This window comes from Pseudomonas sp. FP1154 (assembly GCF_030687245.1).
Taxonomy (GTDB): Bacteria; Pseudomonadota; Gammaproteobacteria; order Pseudomonadales; family Pseudomonadaceae; genus Aquipseudomonas; species Aquipseudomonas rhizophila.
Genome location: NZ_CP117465.1, coordinates 492,795 through 509,536, shown reverse-complemented (window position 1 = coordinate 509,536; position 16,742 = coordinate 492,795). Strand labels below are relative to the sequence as shown.

Annotated in this window: 15 protein-coding genes; 10 read left to right on the top strand and 5 right to left on the bottom strand. The window is 59.3% G+C overall.

Annotated elements, in window-relative coordinates:
* Positions 1 to 6: 6 nt before the first annotated feature.
* From PSH91_RS02290 to PSH91_RS02255, 8 genes are all read left to right on the top strand, one after another.
* Positions 7 to 735, top strand: a complete 729-nt coding sequence (locus PSH91_RS02290) for a class I SAM-dependent methyltransferase (RefSeq protein WP_047225948.1) — start codon at positions 7 to 9, stop codon at positions 733 to 735.
* Complete coding sequence (locus PSH91_RS02285) at positions 732 to 1,214, top strand: DUF3261 domain-containing protein (RefSeq protein ID WP_173407463.1); 483 nt, start codon at positions 732 to 734, stop codon at positions 1,212 to 1,214. Before PSH91_RS02290 ends, PSH91_RS02285 begins: the two co-directional genes overlap by 4 nt.
* Complete coding sequence (locus tag PSH91_RS02280) at positions 1,211 to 2,407, top strand: beta-ketoacyl-[acyl-carrier-protein] synthase family protein (RefSeq protein ID WP_173407464.1); 1,197 nt, start codon at positions 1,211 to 1,213, stop codon at positions 2,405 to 2,407. The genes PSH91_RS02285 and PSH91_RS02280 overlap by 4 nt, the downstream gene beginning before the upstream one ends.
* Positions 2,404 to 2,871 (top strand): hotdog family protein, encoded by a 468-nt coding sequence (locus tag PSH91_RS02275; RefSeq protein ID WP_092395582.1) that lies wholly within the window; start codon positions 2,404 to 2,406, stop codon positions 2,869 to 2,871. The genes PSH91_RS02280 and PSH91_RS02275 overlap by 4 nt, the downstream gene beginning before the upstream one ends.
* Complete coding sequence (fabG, locus tag PSH91_RS02270) at positions 2,868 to 3,596, top strand: 3-oxoacyl-ACP reductase FabG (RefSeq protein ID WP_281459617.1); 729 nt, start codon at positions 2,868 to 2,870, stop codon at positions 3,594 to 3,596. The genes PSH91_RS02275 and fabG overlap by 4 nt, the downstream gene beginning before the upstream one ends.
* The gene (locus PSH91_RS02265) at positions 3,596 to 4,822 is read left to right on the top strand and encodes a beta-ketoacyl-ACP synthase (protein WP_047225953.1); all 1,227 of its coding nucleotides are present in this window, start codon (positions 3,596 to 3,598) and stop codon (positions 4,820 to 4,822) included. Before fabG ends, PSH91_RS02265 begins: the two co-directional genes overlap by 1 nt.
* A gap of 239 nt (positions 4,823 to 5,061) precedes the next feature.
* Positions 5,062 to 7,509 (top strand): dermonecrotic toxin domain-containing protein, encoded by a 2,448-nt coding sequence (locus tag PSH91_RS02260; RefSeq protein ID WP_305467168.1) that lies wholly within the window; start codon positions 5,062 to 5,064, stop codon positions 7,507 to 7,509.
* A gap of 31 nt (positions 7,510 to 7,540) precedes the next feature.
* The gene (locus PSH91_RS02255; RefSeq protein ID WP_305467167.1) at positions 7,541 to 9,115 is read left to right on the top strand and encodes a hypothetical protein; all 1,575 of its coding nucleotides are present in this window, start codon (positions 7,541 to 7,543) and stop codon (positions 9,113 to 9,115) included.
* 91 nt (positions 9,116 to 9,206) lie between these two features.
* Here PSH91_RS02255 and PSH91_RS02250 read toward each other — a convergent pair whose 3' ends face one another.
* Complete coding sequence (locus PSH91_RS02250) at positions 9,207 to 9,500, bottom strand: addiction module antidote protein (RefSeq protein WP_281459619.1); 294 nt, start codon at positions 9,498 to 9,500, stop codon at positions 9,207 to 9,209.
* A 238-nt stretch (positions 9,501 to 9,738) separates the two neighbouring features.
* On the opposite strand from PSH91_RS02250, the gene PSH91_RS02245 reads away from it, so the two are divergent.
* Positions 9,739 to 10,680, top strand: coding sequence for a lipid II-degrading bacteriocin (locus tag PSH91_RS02245; protein WP_305467165.1), 942 nt, complete (start codon positions 9,739 to 9,741; stop codon positions 10,678 to 10,680).
* A gap of 455 nt (positions 10,681 to 11,135) precedes the next feature.
* Here PSH91_RS02245 and PSH91_RS02240 read toward each other — a convergent pair whose 3' ends face one another.
* Positions 11,136 to 12,038, bottom strand: coding sequence for a LysR family transcriptional regulator (locus tag PSH91_RS02240; RefSeq protein WP_173407467.1), 903 nt, complete (start codon positions 12,036 to 12,038; stop codon positions 11,136 to 11,138).
* Between the two features lie 140 nt (positions 12,039 to 12,178).
* Here PSH91_RS02240 and PSH91_RS02235 point away from each other — a divergent pair, with 140 nt between their 5' ends.
* The gene (locus PSH91_RS02235) at positions 12,179 to 13,432 is read left to right on the top strand and encodes an MFS transporter (protein WP_223194559.1); all 1,254 of its coding nucleotides are present in this window, start codon (positions 12,179 to 12,181) and stop codon (positions 13,430 to 13,432) included.
* A 35-nt stretch (positions 13,433 to 13,467) separates the two neighbouring features.
* On the opposite strand, the gene gspM is transcribed toward PSH91_RS02235, so the two are convergent.
* The 3 genes from gspM to PSH91_RS02220 all read right to left on the bottom strand — a co-directional run bounded on the left by gspM (position 13,468) and on the right by PSH91_RS02220 (position 16,728).
* The gene (gene gspM, locus PSH91_RS02230; protein WP_305467163.1) at positions 13,468 to 13,824 is read right to left on the bottom strand and encodes a type II secretion system protein GspM; all 357 of its coding nucleotides are present in this window, start codon (positions 13,822 to 13,824) and stop codon (positions 13,468 to 13,470) included.
* Between the two features lie 177 nt (positions 13,825 to 14,001).
* On the bottom strand, positions 14,002 to 15,069 hold the full coding sequence (gene hemE / locus PSH91_RS02225) for a uroporphyrinogen decarboxylase (protein WP_107321412.1): 1,068 nt from the start codon (positions 15,067 to 15,069) through the stop codon (positions 14,002 to 14,004).
* Positions 15,070 to 15,309: 240 nt separating this feature from the next.
* Positions 15,310 to 16,728 carry an FAD-dependent oxidoreductase gene (locus PSH91_RS02220; protein WP_047225960.1) on the bottom strand — a complete coding sequence of 473 codons (1,419 nt, stop codon included), beginning with the start codon at positions 16,726 to 16,728 and terminating at the stop codon, positions 15,310 to 15,312.
* Positions 16,729 to 16,742 lie beyond the last annotated feature (14 nt).

Genomic DNA, 16,742 nt, shown 5'->3' with positions numbered 1-16,742 from the left:
GCAGCCATGAGCTACCTGAGCGACAACTACGTCGAAGAGACCCGCTTCGGTTTCTGGTTCCTGCGCAGCCACACCTGGCAGCACCATGTCTTGCGGGTGGCGATCAATGACCTGCGCAACCTTTTCAGCGGCCCGTTGCCGGTGGCTCCGGTGCTGCTCGATGCCGGTTGCGGCCAGGGCAAGTCGTTCCAATACTTGCGCCAGGTGTTCGCGCCACAACGCCTGATCGGCGTCGACGCCGACCCTCACAGCCTGGACCTGAGTCTTGCGGAAGCCGCACGCCAAGGCATGGCCGTGGAACTGGTCGGCAGCGATTGCGCGACGTTGACGGTGCCTGATGACAGCGTCGACCTGCTGTTCTGCCATCAGACCTTTCATCACCTGGTGGAGCAGGAAAAAGCCCTCGCCGAGTTCTATCGCGTGCTCAAGCCCGGCGGCTATCTGATGTTCGCGGAGTCCACGGCGGCCTACATCGATACCTGGGTGATCCGCTGGCTGTTCCGTCATCCCATGCACGTGCAAAAAAGTGCCGCGCAGTACCTGGAGATGATCCGCGATCAGGGTTTCCAGTTCGAAGCCGCCAACGTCTCGTATCCCTATCTGTGGTGGAGCCGCGCCAGGGATTTCGGCCTTCTCGAACGCTTCGGCCTGCGCCGCCCGCGGCCCTTTGGCGAGCGGGAGGAAACCCTGATCAATGTAGTGGCCCGTAAACCCGTTGAAGGGACTGTCGAATGATTCGTGCGCTGCTTTTTGGCTGCTTGCTGTTGCTCGGTGCCTGCGCCAGTCAGGCGCCGCTGCCGGAACGCACACCAACCCTGGCACTGCCGCTGCAGTTGCATATCGAGCGGCAACTGGCCGGACAGCGCCAGGATTGGCTGCTGGTGATCCAGCGCGAAGGCGCCGGTATCCGCTGGTCGATGCTGGACCCGCTGGGCATTCCCCTGGCCCGCCAACGCCTGGTGGACGGCCAGTGGCAAGCCGACGGACTGCTGCCACCCAATGCCGAAGCCCGTGAGCTTTTCGCCGCGCTGTTGTTTGCCCTAACGCCTGAAACCGAGCTGCCGGGCAACTACCCCACCGCCCGGCAAGAGGCTCGGCAACGAACCCTGGGCCAACGCTGGCAAGTGCGCTACAAGCAACCGCTGGATTTTGAACTGGGCCTGCACGAAGGCCCGCACTACCGCATCATGCCGTTGACCGAGAGTACCCCATGACCGCTTATTTGAATGCCCTGGGGGTAATTTGCGCCCTGGGCCGGGGTAAAGATGAAGTGGCGCGCAACCTGTTTGCCGGCGACTGCGGCGGTGTCCGCGTGCAGGATGGCTGGGTGGCCGAACGTAAATTGCCGGTGGCCTCGGTGCCCGGTGAACTCGCTTGCATACCGCAATCTTTGATCGCGCACCGCAGCCGCAACAATCAGTTGCTGCTCGAAGCGGGGATGCAGATTCGCGATGAGATCGATCAGGCCATCCAGACCTACGGTCGCGCTCGCATCGGTGTCGTGCTGGGCACCAGTACCTCGGGCATCGAAGAAGCCAGTCAGGGCATTGCCCATTACCTGCATGAGCAGCACTTCCCCGACGGCTACGACTACCAGCAACAGGAGCTGAGCGCACCGGCCAACTTCCTTTGCGACTGGCTGGAGCTGAGCGGCCCGTCCTATGTGATATCCACCGCCTGCACATCCAGCGCCCGGGCCTTGATGAGCGCCCGACGCCTGCTCGACCTGGGCCTGTGCGATGCGGTGCTCTGCGGCGGCGTGGACAGCCTGTGCAAACTGACCCTCAACGGCTTTTCGGCCCTGGAAGCGGTATCGGGCGAGCGCTGTAATCCGTTTTCGGTCAACCGCAGCGGCATCAACATCGGCGAGGCCGCGGTGCTGTTTCTCATGAGCAGGACGCCGGGACATCCGGCACCGATCGCCTTGCTGGGTGACGGCGCCAGCTCCGATGCCCACCATATTTCAGCGCCGGAGCCCAGTGGTCGCGGCGCTCGCCAGGCCATGGAAAAAGCCTTGCGTCGCGCCGGCCTGCAACCCGGCCAGATCGATTACCTGAACCTGCACGGCACCGCCACGCAACACAACGACGCCATGGAAAGCCAGGCAGTGGCCGGGCTGTTTCCAGCGGGAGTGCCCTGTTCGTCGACCAAGCCCATGACCGGCCATACCCTCGGGGCCGCCGGGGCGCTGGAAGCGGCGTTCTGCTGGTTGAGCCTGAGTACGCAAAACACCGCCCAGGCCTTGCCGCCGCATGTCTGGGACGGCCAGGCCGATCCTGCACTGCCGGCATTGAAGTGGATCACTACCGACACCCGCCTGAACCCGACATCACCGCGCCGCCTGATGAGCAACTCGTTCGCCTTCGGCGGCAATAACGTCAGCCTGATTATCGGAGACGCCCCATGATTGACTGGCCGCTCGCCGAACTCCTGCCCCACGCCGGCGACATGATTCTCATCGACCGCGTCCTGGCGTTCGATGATGAACAGATCCACACCCTCGCCACTGTCAAGCCCGACGGGTTGTTCAGCCGCGACGACGGCGGGCTGCCTGCCTGGGTCGGCATTGAATTGATGGCCCAGAGCGTCGCCGCGTTTGCCGGTTGTCATGCACGCCGCCGCGGCGACGCCGTGGAGCTGGGTTTTTTGCTCGGCACCCGCAAGTTCGAATGCAATGTCGAATTTTTCCCGGCCGGGACCGAATTGACCATCCACGGTTTGCGCTCGCTGGAAGACGACAACGGCATGGGCGTGTTCGAATGCCACATCAACGCCCCGGGCATTCATGCCATGGCCCGGTTGAATGTGTTCCGGCCACCTCAGCCAGCCCACTACCTTCATGAACCGTCCGCAACAGGAAATACGCCATGACTGAATCCGTACTGGTCACCGGCTCCAGCCGTGGCATCGGCCGTGCCATCGCCCTGCGCCTGGCCCAGGCCGGGTACGACATCGTGCTGCATTGCCGCAGCGGGCGCGCCGAGGCTGAGGCCGTCCAGGTCGAAATCCAGGCGCTGGGCCGCAATGCCCGGGTGCTGCAATTCGACGTGTCGGACCGCAGCGCGTGCAAAACCATTCTCGAGGCTGATGTTGAAACCCACGGTGCCTATTACGGCGTGGTGCTCAACGCCGGCCTGACCCGCGACGGCGCATTCCCGGCCTTGAGCGAGGACGACTGGGATGTAGTGATGCGGACCAACCTGGACGGTTTCTACAACGTCCTGCACCCGGTGATGATGCCGATGATCCGTCGGCGCGCCGCTGGGCGAGTTGTTTGCATCACCTCCGTTTCGGGGCTGATCGGCAATCGCGGCCAGGTCAATTACAGCGCGTCGAAAGCCGGCCTGATCGGCGCGGCAAAGGCGTTGGCAATCGAGTTGGGCAAGCGCAAGATCACTGTCAATTGCGTCGCGCCCGGACTGATCGATACCGCCATGCTCGATGAAAACGTGCCCGTGGAAGAACTGATGAAAATGATCCCCGCCCAGCGCATGGGTACCCCGGAAGAAGTCGCGAGCGCGGTGAATTTCCTGATGTCCGCCGAGGCCGGCTACATCACCCGGCAGGTCCTGGCCGTCAACGGAGGCCTGTGCTGATGAAGCGCGTCGTCGTTACCGGCATGGCCGGCATCACCTCTCTGGGCAGCGACTGGGAAACCATCGCCGCCAACTTCGCCGCCAACCGCAGCGGCATACGACGCATGGATGAATGGGACCGCTTCACCGAGCTGAACACTCGCCTGGCCGGGCCTGTCGATGATTTCCAGGTCCCGACCCACTGGACGCGCAAGCAACTGCGTAGCATGGGTCGTGTATCGCGCCTGGCCGTCGGCGCCGCCGAACAGGCCCTGGCCGATGCGGGGCTGTTGGGCGATGAGTCGATCAAGGACGGTCGCATGGGCGTCTCCTGTGGTTCGTCAACCGGCAGTACCGACGAGATCAAGGCGTTCGGCAACATGCTGCTCAACAGCGTGGCCGAAGGGTTGAACGCCAACTCCTATGTACGGATGATGCCCCACACCACGGCGGCCAATATCAGTATCTTCTTCGGGCTTACCGGACGGCTGATCCCCACCTCCAGCGCCTGCACCAGCGGCAGCCATGGCATCGGCTATGCCTATGAGGCAATCAAGTTCGGTCGCCTGCCGCTGATGCTCGCCGGCGGCGCGGAAGAGCTCTGCCCGACCGAAGCGATGGTCTTCGATGCGCTGTACGCCACCAGCCTGAAAAACGACGCCCCGCAGACCAGCCCACGGCCCTATGACAAGGACCGCGATGGCCTGGTGATCGGTGAAGGCGCCGGCATGCTGGTACTCGAAGAACTGGAACACGCCCTGGCCCGAGGAGCGCGAATCCATGCCGAAATCGTCGGCTTCGGCAGCAACGCCGACGGTCAGCACGCTACCCGTCCCGAACTGAGCACCATGCGCCGGGCCATGGAACTGGCCCTGGAAGACGCTGGCCTGGAACCTGCCGCCATCGGCTACGTCAACGGCCACGGCACCGCCACCGAACAGGGCGACATCGCCGAAACCCTGGCCACCAGCAGCCTGTTTGGCGAACACATGCCCATCAGTTCGCAGAAAAGCTTTCTCGGTCATACCCTCGGCGCCTGCGGTGCGCTGGAATCGTGGTTCAGCATCGAAATGATGAACCGCGATCTCTACGTGCACACCTTCAACCTCGATGAGGTCGATCCCCAGTGCGGCAAGCTCGACTACCTGTGCAATGAGTTCAGGTCCATGAGCAACGAGTACGTGATGAACAACAACTTCGCTTTTGGTGGGGTCAACACCTCGTTGATTTTCCGCCGCTGGCGCTGAGTTGGATTGATATCCCTGTTGCCCGTGATCAAGGAATGAGGGGCTGCGACCGGCATTGATCGGCTTGCACCAGGCAGCCAAACAATCTGTGGGAGCAAAACTTGTCCCCACAGATGCAGTGGCTTCGACCGTTTCGTTCGTACACCGCCTGACACCGCTGCAGGCGGTATCTATCTACCACCCTGCCTGCGTTCTTCTCCCATAGGTTGCTCCTTCCGAAAATTTCTCAGGAAGAGAACATGCTGGAAGACAACCCGTTACAGGCCGACAGTGCCATGGCCACAAGCGCTGCGCTGATAAACCGGCTCAATGCCTCGCAGCAGCAGATGATCCACCTGAACGGCGCCGTTCCCCGTCCGTCGAAGGTGACAGCCCAACATATGGAGTACTGGCTGGCGAAAGCCTTTCCCAGCCTGGCGAACACTCTGGTAGCCAAAGACATACTGGTGTGCCGGCGGCAGGACGAGCCGACTTCAAAACGAACGGTGGTGCAGACTGTTCCCCTCGATACGCTTTTCTGGCGCGCGATCGCCGGCGAGATCAACGCGCGCGAGTTCTTCCTCGAATTGGACAATATCGACATCGTCACGGGTAAGGACGATGCCACGCAAATGCCGGCAGTCCTCAATAGTCGTGACGCAAAGGAAGAGATCAGGCGGCGGATAAGCGTCACGCCCGCGTCTCATGCACGACTGCTGGAGCGGGCGCTGGAGCATTTTTGGGATAAACCTGCCGAGTTCAGCCAAGGCCGCAGTGTCAGCGACTGGCTGGCCGATGAGTTCGGCACGCAACTCAAGGCACAGGCGGATCTCCACCGGCTGGACGCTGTGTTGAGCCTGCCGATGCACAAAGCGGTGGCGGACTTCGCCCTGTCGGCGCCGGACGGCGCGTCCCGTGCCAAGCTGGCGGAGCGTGTCCGGCCCGGGGTCTACGGTTTGAATCTGACCCCCGAAGGGTGGGGGTTCAGCGTACCGATGCCGGGGGCGGTTGCGCTGACGCAGCATGATAATGCCGATCATCCGGGGGGCGCGGTGCTATGCAGCCCGGGTAGCCCACTGGAGGTTTACGCTGACTTGACGACGTTGAAGGCCAGCCTGGTGGAAGACGGCACTCAGGATACGGTGAGCACGGCGTCAATGGCGCAGAACTTTCTCGCTCGCCTGGTCACTGACCTGCGAGCGGCGCAAAAAACCGCCGTGAGCGAGGTTCTATCCAGCGGCCCGGCAGAGGGAGAGAGTCTCACCACCTGGATGGCCAGGATAGATGCGGCGGCGGACCTCAGGCACAAGCTGGATCTGTCCGGCGCCATGGACGAGCGCGAGTTACGGCTGAACCGGAAAAAACTGCACGACTGGCTGCACCGCGACCCTAACGTTATCGGCAGCGACCGTCTGGCCTGGTGGAAGGCCGTGCAGGACTTGCAGCAAACCCTGACAGATTCGCCACCACCGCCGGACCCGGTCACCCTGGCAACCCCTGACGCCCTTCATGACCGGACTCGCACCCTGCTTGCCAGGTTCATCAAGGAGAAGTACCCACCGGTCGATCCTGACCAGGTCTCTCTGAGTATCCGCAAGCATCTGCTCGATCCGCACGCCCCGACAGGCGAGTCGCCATTCGGCTCCGGGCTCTCGTCGGGCAAGGTGAAGGGCCTATTTGATGACCGCCGCTCCCTGACGCAGTGGGCAATGTCCAACCTGACGCCGGAGGAACGCACGGCCAGCGACACCACGGTGGAAGGTCCGCTGAGTTTTGCGCAGATTGTAGAAGTCATTGAACGGGCAAACATCGGTGCCCGGCTCTCGCCCGCGTTGCAGCTCGCAGCCCGGGAACAGCAAGCACAGTGGATGTCCCTGAAGGCCAAACAGATGCGGGCGCAGGCGTGGGCCGCCCATATCTCGGGCGACTTTACCCACGACAAGGACAATACCGGGCTGAACCTGGTGCTGGCGGCGCTGGACAGCCCGACGCCGCAGGGGCGCAGCAAGGTCAACGGACATGAGGTGGTGGTCCGCCAGATCCAGTGGGGTGACAGCGTACTCAAGGAGCTGCTGGCCTTTGGGGTGAAGACCCTTGGCAGCCGGCCTTCGTTGACCCTGTACACACCAGAAGCACCGGACGGCAAGCAGTTCAGGGACGTCGATGCCGGAAGCGACCGGGAGCTGGAGGCGGCCCTGGTGCGGACGCTCACCGCCACGCCGGAAATGACCCGCTGGCTGATTTCGCACCTGCCGCTGCTCAAGCAAGCCGATCAGCTTGCCAGCCTGGTGCCGTCCGCGGAAAACCTGACCCTCAACGAGAAGATCAAGAAAGTGACGCAACCCACGTTCTCCTGGATCAAGCACAGGGTTCAGGACGACTTCGCATTGAAAGTCTATTCGCCCGTGGTTAAAGGCAACCTTTTCAAAGCGCTGCATGAGACGCAGATCACCCAAGCGATCCAGACGGCGGACCTGCTGACCGTGACCAACGCCGAGCGCGACAGCACAGCGGCACAAGATGGGCGCAGGACTGCAGTCATGCTACTGACGGGGGCGATGTCAATGTTCTATGCAGGCCGGCTGGGTGGGGTACTGGGCCGCGCGATTCTGCCCGTGATGACCGGCGGTGCTGCGGTGTCGGCGATAAAGGATGAGGGCGGCAGCTTCAGCCAGTGGACGAGTGATCTTATCAGCGGCGCTCGGTGAGGTACTGGCAGAGGGCGGTCAGGACCTGATCATGTCCCGCGCGGCACGGCGCCGGGGTAAGCCTCGCCCGGCACTTTCAGCCTTGCCCCGCATGCCGGACCCGGAGCTCGAACCGTTCATCCTCAAAGGGTTCGACGGCAAGGGACTGGTGCCCGAGGGGCGCAATCGGTACAGGGACGCCGGTGGGCAGGGCTATCTGAAGCTGGGCAAGGACTACTGCAAAACCGCCATACAAGCAGGCGAACGAATCATCTACGGGCCGAACAACCGTACCGACCAGCGGACGGTAACCTGGGAAAATGGCCGCTGGCAGATCGAAGAACCAAAACGGCTGCTCGGTGGTGGAGTCATACAAAGCCTGTTCGGTCGGACTCCGGAAACCCCGCAACAGAAAACCTATAACGCGTTGGTAGAGGGCGTCCTCGTCGACCATCAGTGGCCGTCTCGGGCAGTGGTGAATACGGCAAAAAAAGTCATCTATTCGATGCCCGAGGAACTGGCAGAGCGTATCGTGCGCGAGAGCATGAATGACATCCACGTACGCGACATAGACACTTATCGCTCACGAATAAACTGGATAAACAAAGGATACCAGGACCTCACGCAACATAAAAAGGCCCACGACAGCCTGCTGTATAAATACAACGTATGGCAGGCCGTCGACTACTGCACCAGAGACATCGACTCCCAGGCAAGAGGGATCCAGCTGACGGCCGCTCAAAAGATAAAAGTATTCGACATGACCCTGCCGCTGAAAAGGGAGCTTTTCGACAGCGAAGGCAACTTCAAGATGATGATGTCCTCCTTGCCCGACAATCTCACCGGCGCGTCATTCATTACCATCATCCCTGAACAGGGGAAAAAGAAAGCCGCCATGACTAAAATCCAGGACGATATTCATGACGTGGTCGAGGCAGCGGAAAAGCGCGTTTGGGTCGATCTGGGCGAGCGGTACTCAGGGACGGGACCCGAGGTGGAAGCGGCCAGGGAACAATATAAACAGAACCCTGAAAATTTCCGGGCGTATAAAAGTAACAAACTCAGCGCGTTCAGGGACGAGATGAAAAAAAGACACAAGCCCGGCCTCCTGACCGAAATCCGCAACCATAAGATTCCTTATGTCATCGTCAACAAGGGCAAGTCGCAGCGGAAAACGTTATTGGTCACCGGCGAGGACATCACGAACTTCAGTAAAAACCTCTCGAACTACGACACGTTTGATATCGAGGTCGTGACCCAAGTCCCGACGAAGAAAGTCACCGGCAAGCCTGCGGCCGCGACCGCCCCCCTCGCTGTTGCGGAAGGCCCGGTTGTCGCAGACAAATTTTCGACAAGCACCAGCCTGCTGGCCGAGTCACAGATGTCATATGACACTTTTACTGAGGCAGCCAAAACGAAAATAACGGAAATCATGGCTGACATTCGTGCAGGCCGGGTCACCACCAAGCGCATCAACCGGTATTACTGGTACGACATGGCGCAACTGTCACCCGGGAGTGGCAGAGGCGCATGGCGCGCTGCCTTTGAACGCAAGGGCGATACCTGGACCCTTCAAGGGTTTTATGACTATCACGTCAATAGGCCTGCGACGGTATGGGAGGGTTAAGGAATACGGTAAATAGTTGGGCCGATGCTGAGGCTGTAACGAAGAAGGGCGCCTTATGGCGCCCTTCACAAACAGACTGGCTTGTCATTCATCATGCTGACCTGTTCAGGTGCTGGCATGCAGTTTCAGTCCCAACGCTTTGACAACTTTTCAAAATAGTGCCGAACTCAGGATTTCCTTCCCCCGACAAGGCGCGGTAAAGATTTTCCCGGGACAGCCCGACATCACGGGCCAATTCCGCGAGCTCGTGCAATGGTTCCCAAGGCTTTGCGATGAATGCAGGATCGTCTCCTGCCTCCTCCATGCATGCGTCCAGGTAGTTAGCCATGTCCTCTTCGGTCTTGAGGTACTCGGCAGAGTCCCAGCGAGTGAGTTGTTCGGTCATGGGTTTTGCTCCTGCCAGGATTTCGCTGCGCCTGGTCTGTTTCTCAGGAGGGTACTGAATTCGTCGCCAAGCCTAGGCAGGCAACTTCCGCAACTTTCGTAATCCATTTCCCAAGCGGCCATTAGGTCATTGAGCCAACTCCTGCCCTATGCTTAAGTAAAAGTCCAGACAAACATACAAAACTACAAAACTACAAAACTACAAAACCGCAGACTTTAAACTCAAAAGGATTTGAACCATGAAACAGAAAGAAATCACTTTACCCGCCACTGATATCACGGGCACTTGGAGAGGTTCCTTAGGTGGATACTGGTCTACGGACGGAATTATCATTGACGGAACTTATATATATCCACCTCCTCAACCCGACGTATTGACAGAAGATGATGACCTCTACATAACCGACCTTATAAAAACTCAAACGGGACTGGATGATTTCACCTTCAACCTTAGAATCCTCGACAAAGCCATAAACCATAAAAACGCCTACGGCGCAATAAAAGACATATGGCGAATTGTCGAAAAAGAGCGCGGCTGGGTAGCACCTTACTGGCGTATAAATGATGTATTTTTTAAAAACAAAATGATTAGCTTCAGCCTGGCTGATGCGCTTGAAAGAAGCGGCTTTACGTCTAGAGAAGCCATCATCGCTGTGGCCAACTCAAAATACGCCCGCAGTACAACATTCAAACTCGAAACACCAAAATTATCTGGAGGCACATTCAGCCCAGTAAAAGCATTAGCACACTATTTATGGGGGAAGGGTGAGAAGCTCGAAGTCGACATAAATAGCATTGGCTTACAAATAAAAGAACACAACCTGTCTTTATTAAAACAGACAATTGAACATACCAAGACACCCGGAAAGTATCACCTCGTGGATCCAAAGGTGGGTTATGACACCGGTAGAGACAGTTGGATCAGTGGTGCTTATCTGGGGCGAATCACTCTTCGCGTCGAAGGTGACTTCATTCGCCACAAGGACACCTCCTGGCAATTTCTGGGAACAGTCAAGACCTACCATGATTTTTATGATTTCAATAAAAGCAATAGACCGCTGGCACTGGAACAATTAACTACCGCCGGCAGGGTTCTACCAGGAAAAAGTTACGAAATCGATATATCAGGCGAACACAAAATACACTTGATAGGGAAGGGTTTCCAGACCCCGAATTTTTAAGCGAAACGCCATGACCATGGGCAACACTTTGTTATCGACAATGAGATAAATCATGAAAACCCACAACTATTTATCGCTCTATTTAATCAGCCTTTCAACCACTCCATTCATCGGCGGCTACAATTTATACTCGAACTTCACAAACAATCTTTACGCTGCCGACCATGATATTATCGCCATCCCATTTTCAGCGATTATTGGCACCCTACTCATATCACTACTATGCCTTCTCTTCCAGCACCCTTATCGCTTGAAAAAAATAAACAATTCGCCCAGCAACCTCCTCACAAAGCTCGCGAGCTACGTCTCCACCGCTTTAACCGTAGCCATATTGGTCCACCATGTAAGCTACTGGACATCCCCACACCACTTGCAGATTTTCAGCATATTCTTAATCACTCTCTGCCTTTACATTTATTACCAACTTCAACTTTATGGAGTCATCGGTACCTACTCTAAGAAACAGACAAATCCACGACATTAGTCAACAACTCCACAAACGCCCTTGCCATCGGCGAGCACTGATCCTTGCGTTGCACCAGCCACACCGCCGACATTGCCGCCGGATCAAGCAGTGGCCGGTAGACCACGCCGTCAATACGCATGCGCTGGTAGGACGCCGGCAGGACCGAGACGCCCAGCCCCGCCGCCACCAGGCCGATGATGGTCATGGCCTCACCGGCCTCCTGGGCGAAGTTCGGGCTGAAGCCGGCGTCGCGGGCCAGGCTCAGGAGTTGTGCATAGAGGCCGCTGCCGTAGCTGCGGGGGAAGAACACGAACGGTTCCTGGGCCAGTGCAGAGAGGAACAGGCCCCCTTCGCTGCCCTGGGCCAGTGGATGCTTGGAACTGAGCACGGCCACCAGCGGCTCGCGGCTCAATTCGATCTCCCGCAGGGAGTCGGGCAGCGGCAAGGGCCGCATGATGCCCACCTCGATTGCCTCGTCCACCAGGGCGTCAGCCACTTGGGTGCTGCTCATTTCCCGAAGGTTCAGGTGTACAGCGGGAAAGCGCTGGCGAAACGTGAAAATCGCCTGGGGGATGGTGGAGTTGAAAGGCGCCGATGATGTGAAGCCGATTTTCAGCTCGCCCAGTTCGCCCAACTCTGCGCGGCGGGCGACATCGGCGGCCTTGTCGACCTGAGCCAGCACCTGTCGGGCCTCTTCGAGAAACAAACGTCCGGCTTCACTCAGTTCGACGCGACGATTGGTGCGATTGAACAGCCGCGCGCCGATCTCTTGCTCCAGTGCCTGGATCTGCTGGCTAAGGGGCGGCTGGGAGATGCCCAGCGCCAGCGCGGCGCGACCAAAATGCAGTTCTTCGGCAACGGCTATGAAGTAACGCAGATGACGCAGTTCCATAAGCAATCCAATAGGTCGTAGAACGTCTTAAACAGGTCGAACAATATATTGGATAGAAACATTAACCGGCTATATGCTTTTTCCATTGCCTGCCTGGTCGTGCTCCTGCGAGGTTCACCGTGAAAACTGCTGTCGCTCCACTGGCCCATGAGATCCCTCCGCCTGCCGATGATGGCGTCACCGGACGCAAAGACATCTACATCGAAAAAGGCACACCGTTGTTCATGCGTACGGTGCTGGCGTTGTTTTGTGGCGGTTTTGCGACCTTCGCCCTGTTGTATTGCGTGCAACCGATGATGCCGCTGCTCTCCGAAGAGTTTTCCATCAATGCCGCCCAGAGCAGTCTGATCCTGTCGGTGGCGACCGGCCTGCTCGCCGTCGGGCTGCTGATCACCGGCCCGATTTCCGATCGCATCGGCCGCAAGTCAGTGATGGTCGCGGCGCTGTTTGCCGCGGCGTTGTGCACCATTGCCAGCGCGATGATGCCGACCTGGCAGGGTGTACTGGTGCTGCGCGCTCTGGTGGGGTTGTCGTTGAGCGGCGTGGCGGCAGTCGCGATGACTTACCTGGGTGAAGAAATCCATCCCAAGCACATTGGCCTGGCGATGGGCTTGTACATCGCCGGCAACGCCATCGGAGGCATGAGCGGCCGCTTGATCGCCGGGGTGCTGATTGACTTCGTCAGCTGGCACGCCGCGATGCTGGTGGTCGGTGGCCTGGCCTTGATCGCGGCGGCGGTGTTCTGGAGGATTCTTCCCGAGTCACGCAATTTCCGCCCCCGCTCGCTGCATCCGCGCAGCTTGCTGGACGGTTTCACCATGCACTTTCGCGATGCCGGGTTGCCGCTATTGTTTCTCGAAGCTTTCGTATTGATGGGTGCATTCGTGACGCTGTTCAACTACATCGGCTATCGCCTGCTGGCCGGGCCTTATCACTTGGACCAGGCCTTTGTCGGGTTGCTCTCGGTGGTCTACCTGTCGGGTATCTACAGCTCGGCGAAAGTCGGCGCACTGGCCGACAAACACGGCCGTCGCAAAATGCTCTGGGCGACTATCGCGCTGATGCTGGCCGGTCTTGCGCTGACCATGACCACGCCGCTGTGGCTGGTGATCCTGGGCATGCTGGTGTTCACCTTCGGCTTCTTCGGCGCTCACTCGGTCGCCAGCAGTTGGATCGGCCGCCGCGCAACCAAAGCCAAGGGACAGGCCTCGTCGTTGTACCTGTTCAGCTACTACGCCGGCTCCAGCGTCGCAGGTACGGCTGGCGGGGTAGCCTGGCATCTGGGCGGATGGAACGGTGTCAGCCTGTTCATCGGCGGCTTGCTGGTGGTGGCGTTGCTGGTGGCGGTGAAACTGGCGAAGTTGCCGGTGTTGCCGGGCAACGCTCAGGTTTGAGCGGACACTGTTCAGGCGCTGGCCCGCCGCTCAAGTCATTGCCCCAACACCATCCGCGCGTCCAGGACACCGTTGCGCACTTCCAGGCTCAGCACCTGCAAGGAGGCGCCGTCCCGCTCGTGTCGATCCAGCCAGTCGAGCAGTCGATTGGCATCGCCACTGACGGCAAGCCGTAACGAATCACCGTCGATCTCCAGCTCCGCCAGCTCCAGCCCCGCGGCCGTCGCACTGTCGTTAATCCTGACGGACAAAGAGCTCGTGGCGGTCGTAGCGCCGGTGGGTTCCAGGCGCTGGATCCGGGCAGCGAGTTCGGCCTGCTGCCAATACTGACGCTCGGCCAGGTCGAGCCGATGTCGGGTGGGCTGCCAGATCGAGGTAAATAGAAGGAACAATCCCTGAATCTATTTTTCCGAGTCCAGAAGAAAAACTTCTTACAGGCAAAGTTAGTTACTAAACAAAAGAAAACAGATAAACCGACAAACATAGCCAACTTGTTTCATTGAATAATTAGCAGGCAAAAAAAAGCCTGCCTGGAACGAATCCCGACAGGCTGGATGAGCGAGCTACGATCAGTCGTGGTATTGCGCCGACAACTCATGCACCGCGCGCAGGAAAGCACCGGCGTGTTCCGGATCGACTTCCGGCGTAATGCCATGGCCAAGGTTGAACACATGACCGCTGCCCTTGCCATAGCTGGCGAGGATGCGCCCGACTTCGTTGCGGATGGCTTGCGGTTTGGCGTAAAGCACAGTCGGATCCATGTTGCCTTGCAGAGCGACTTTGCTGCCGACACGCTCGCGGGCGTTGCCAATGTCGCAGGTCCAATCCAGGCCCAGAGCGTCGGCACCGGCATCGGCGATGCTTTCCAGCCACAGGCCGCCGTTCTTGGTGAACAGGATCACCGGTACTTTACGACCTTCATGTTCGCGGATCAGGCCGCTGACGATCTTGCGCATGTAGGCCAGGGAAAACTCCTGGTACGCCGCCGCCGAGAGATTGCCGCCCCAGGTGTCGAAGATCTGCACCGCTTGCGCACCGGCCAGGATCTGCCCGTTGAGATAGGACGTCACCGACTGGGCCAGCTTGTCCAGCAGCAGGTGCATGGCTTGCGGGTTGTCGTAGAGCATCGCCTTGGTCTTGCGGAAGTCTTTCGACGAGCCGCCTTCGACCATGTAGGTGGCCAGGGTCCAGGGGCTGCCGGAGAAGCCGATCAGCGGCACGCGACCGTTGAGTTCTCGACGGATGGTGCTGACCGCGTCCATGACATAACCCAGGTCCTTCTGCGGATCGGGGATCGGCAGGGCTTCGATGTCGGCCAGAGTGCTGACGACTTTCTTGAAGCGCGGGCCTTCGCCGGTCTCGAAGTACAGACCCTGGCCCATGGCGTCGGGAATGGTGAGAATGTCGGAAAACAGAATCGCCGCGTCCAGCTGCGGGTAACGATCCAGCGGCTGCATCGTGACTTCGCAGGCGAACTGGGGATTCATGCACAGGCTCATGAAGTCGCCGGCCTTGGCCCGACTGGCGCGGTATTCCGGCAAGTAGCGACCGGCCTGACGCATCATCCACACGGGGGTGACGTCTACGGGTTGCTTGAGCAGGGCACGGAGGAAACGGTCGTTCTTCAGGGCAGTCATGTCGGCATCCGGAAAAAAAGTGCGGGCATTTTCTCAGAGCGCGACGCAAAAGGCACGGCAAGAGCCGTGCCTTTTATCTATCGGGGCAATTTGTCGCGGTATCAGGCAACACCTAAAACCACTGTGGGAGCGAGCTTGCTCGCGATGAGGGCATCACATTCAACATTTTCGTCGACTGATTCGCCGCTATCGCGAGCAAGCTCGCTCCCACATTTGATTGCATTCCCATTCAGGAAATGATCAGACCCCCAAGTAATCCAGAATCCCTTCCGCCGCATTGCGGCCTTCGAAGATCGCCGTCACCACCAGATCGGAACCCCGAACCATGTCGCCGCCGGCGAATATCTTCGGGTTACTGGTCTGGTGCTTGTACTGGCCTTGCTCCGGGGCCACGACGCGGCCCTGGCTGTCGGTCTGGATGCTGAACTGCTCGAACCACGGTGCCGGGCTTGGGCGGAAGCCGAAGGCGATGACCACGGCATCGGCCGGGATGATCTCTTCGGAACCGGGGATCGGCTCGGGGCTGCGACGACCGCGGGCGTCCGGTTCGCCGAGACGGGTCTCGACCACCTTCACGCCCTCGACCTTGTCTTCACCGACAATGGCGATCGGCTGGCGGTTGTAGAGGAACTTCACGCCCTCTTCCTTGGCGTTCTTCACTTCTTTGCGCGAGCCGGGCATGTTCGCTTCGTCACGACGATAGGCGCAGGTCACCGACTTGGCGCCCTGGCGAATCGAAGTGCGGTTGCAGTCCATCGCCGTGTCACCGCCGCCGAGCACCACGACCTTCTTGCCTTTCATGTCGACGAAATCTTCCGGCGACTTTTCAAAGCCCAGGTTGCGGTTGACGTTGGCGATCAGGAAGTCCAGCGCGTCGTAGACGCCCGGCAGGTCCTCGCCGGCAAAGCCGCCCTTCATGTAGGTGTAGGTGCCCATGCCCATGAATACGGCATCGTACTCTTCGAGCAGTTGCTCCATGGTCACGTCCTTGCCTACTTCGGTGTTCAGGCGAAACTCGATGCCCATGCCGGTGAAGACTTCGCGACGATTGCTCAGCACGGTCTTTTCCAGCTTGAACTCGGGGATGCCGAAGGTCAGCAGGCCGCCGATTTCCGGGTTCTTGTCGAACACCACCGGGGTCACGCCACCGCGCACCAGCACATCGGCGCAACCCAGGCCCGCCGGGCCCGCGCCGATGATCGCCACGCGCTTGCCGGTCGGCTTGACCTTGGACATGTCCGGGCGCCAGCCCATGGCGAACGCGGTGTCGGTGATGTACTTCTCCACCGAACCGATGGTCACCGCGCCAAAACCGTCGTTGAGGGTGCATGCACCTTCACACAGGCGGTCCTGCGGGCACACCCGGCCGCAGACTTCCGGCAGGGTGTTGGTCTGGTGGGATAACTCGGCGGCCTGGAGGATGTTGCCCTCGGCCACCAGCTTCAGCCAGTTGGGAATGAAGTTGTGCACCGGGCACTTCCATTCGCAGTACGGGTTACCGCAGCCCAGGCAGCGGTGGGCCTGGTCGGCCGACTGCTGGGGTTTGAAAGGCTCGTAGATTTCCACGAACTCTTTCTTGCGTTGACGCAACAGTTTCTTCTTCGGATCCTTGCGCCCGACATCGATGAACTGGAAGTCATTACTCAGACGTTCAGCCATTGTTAAAACCTCAT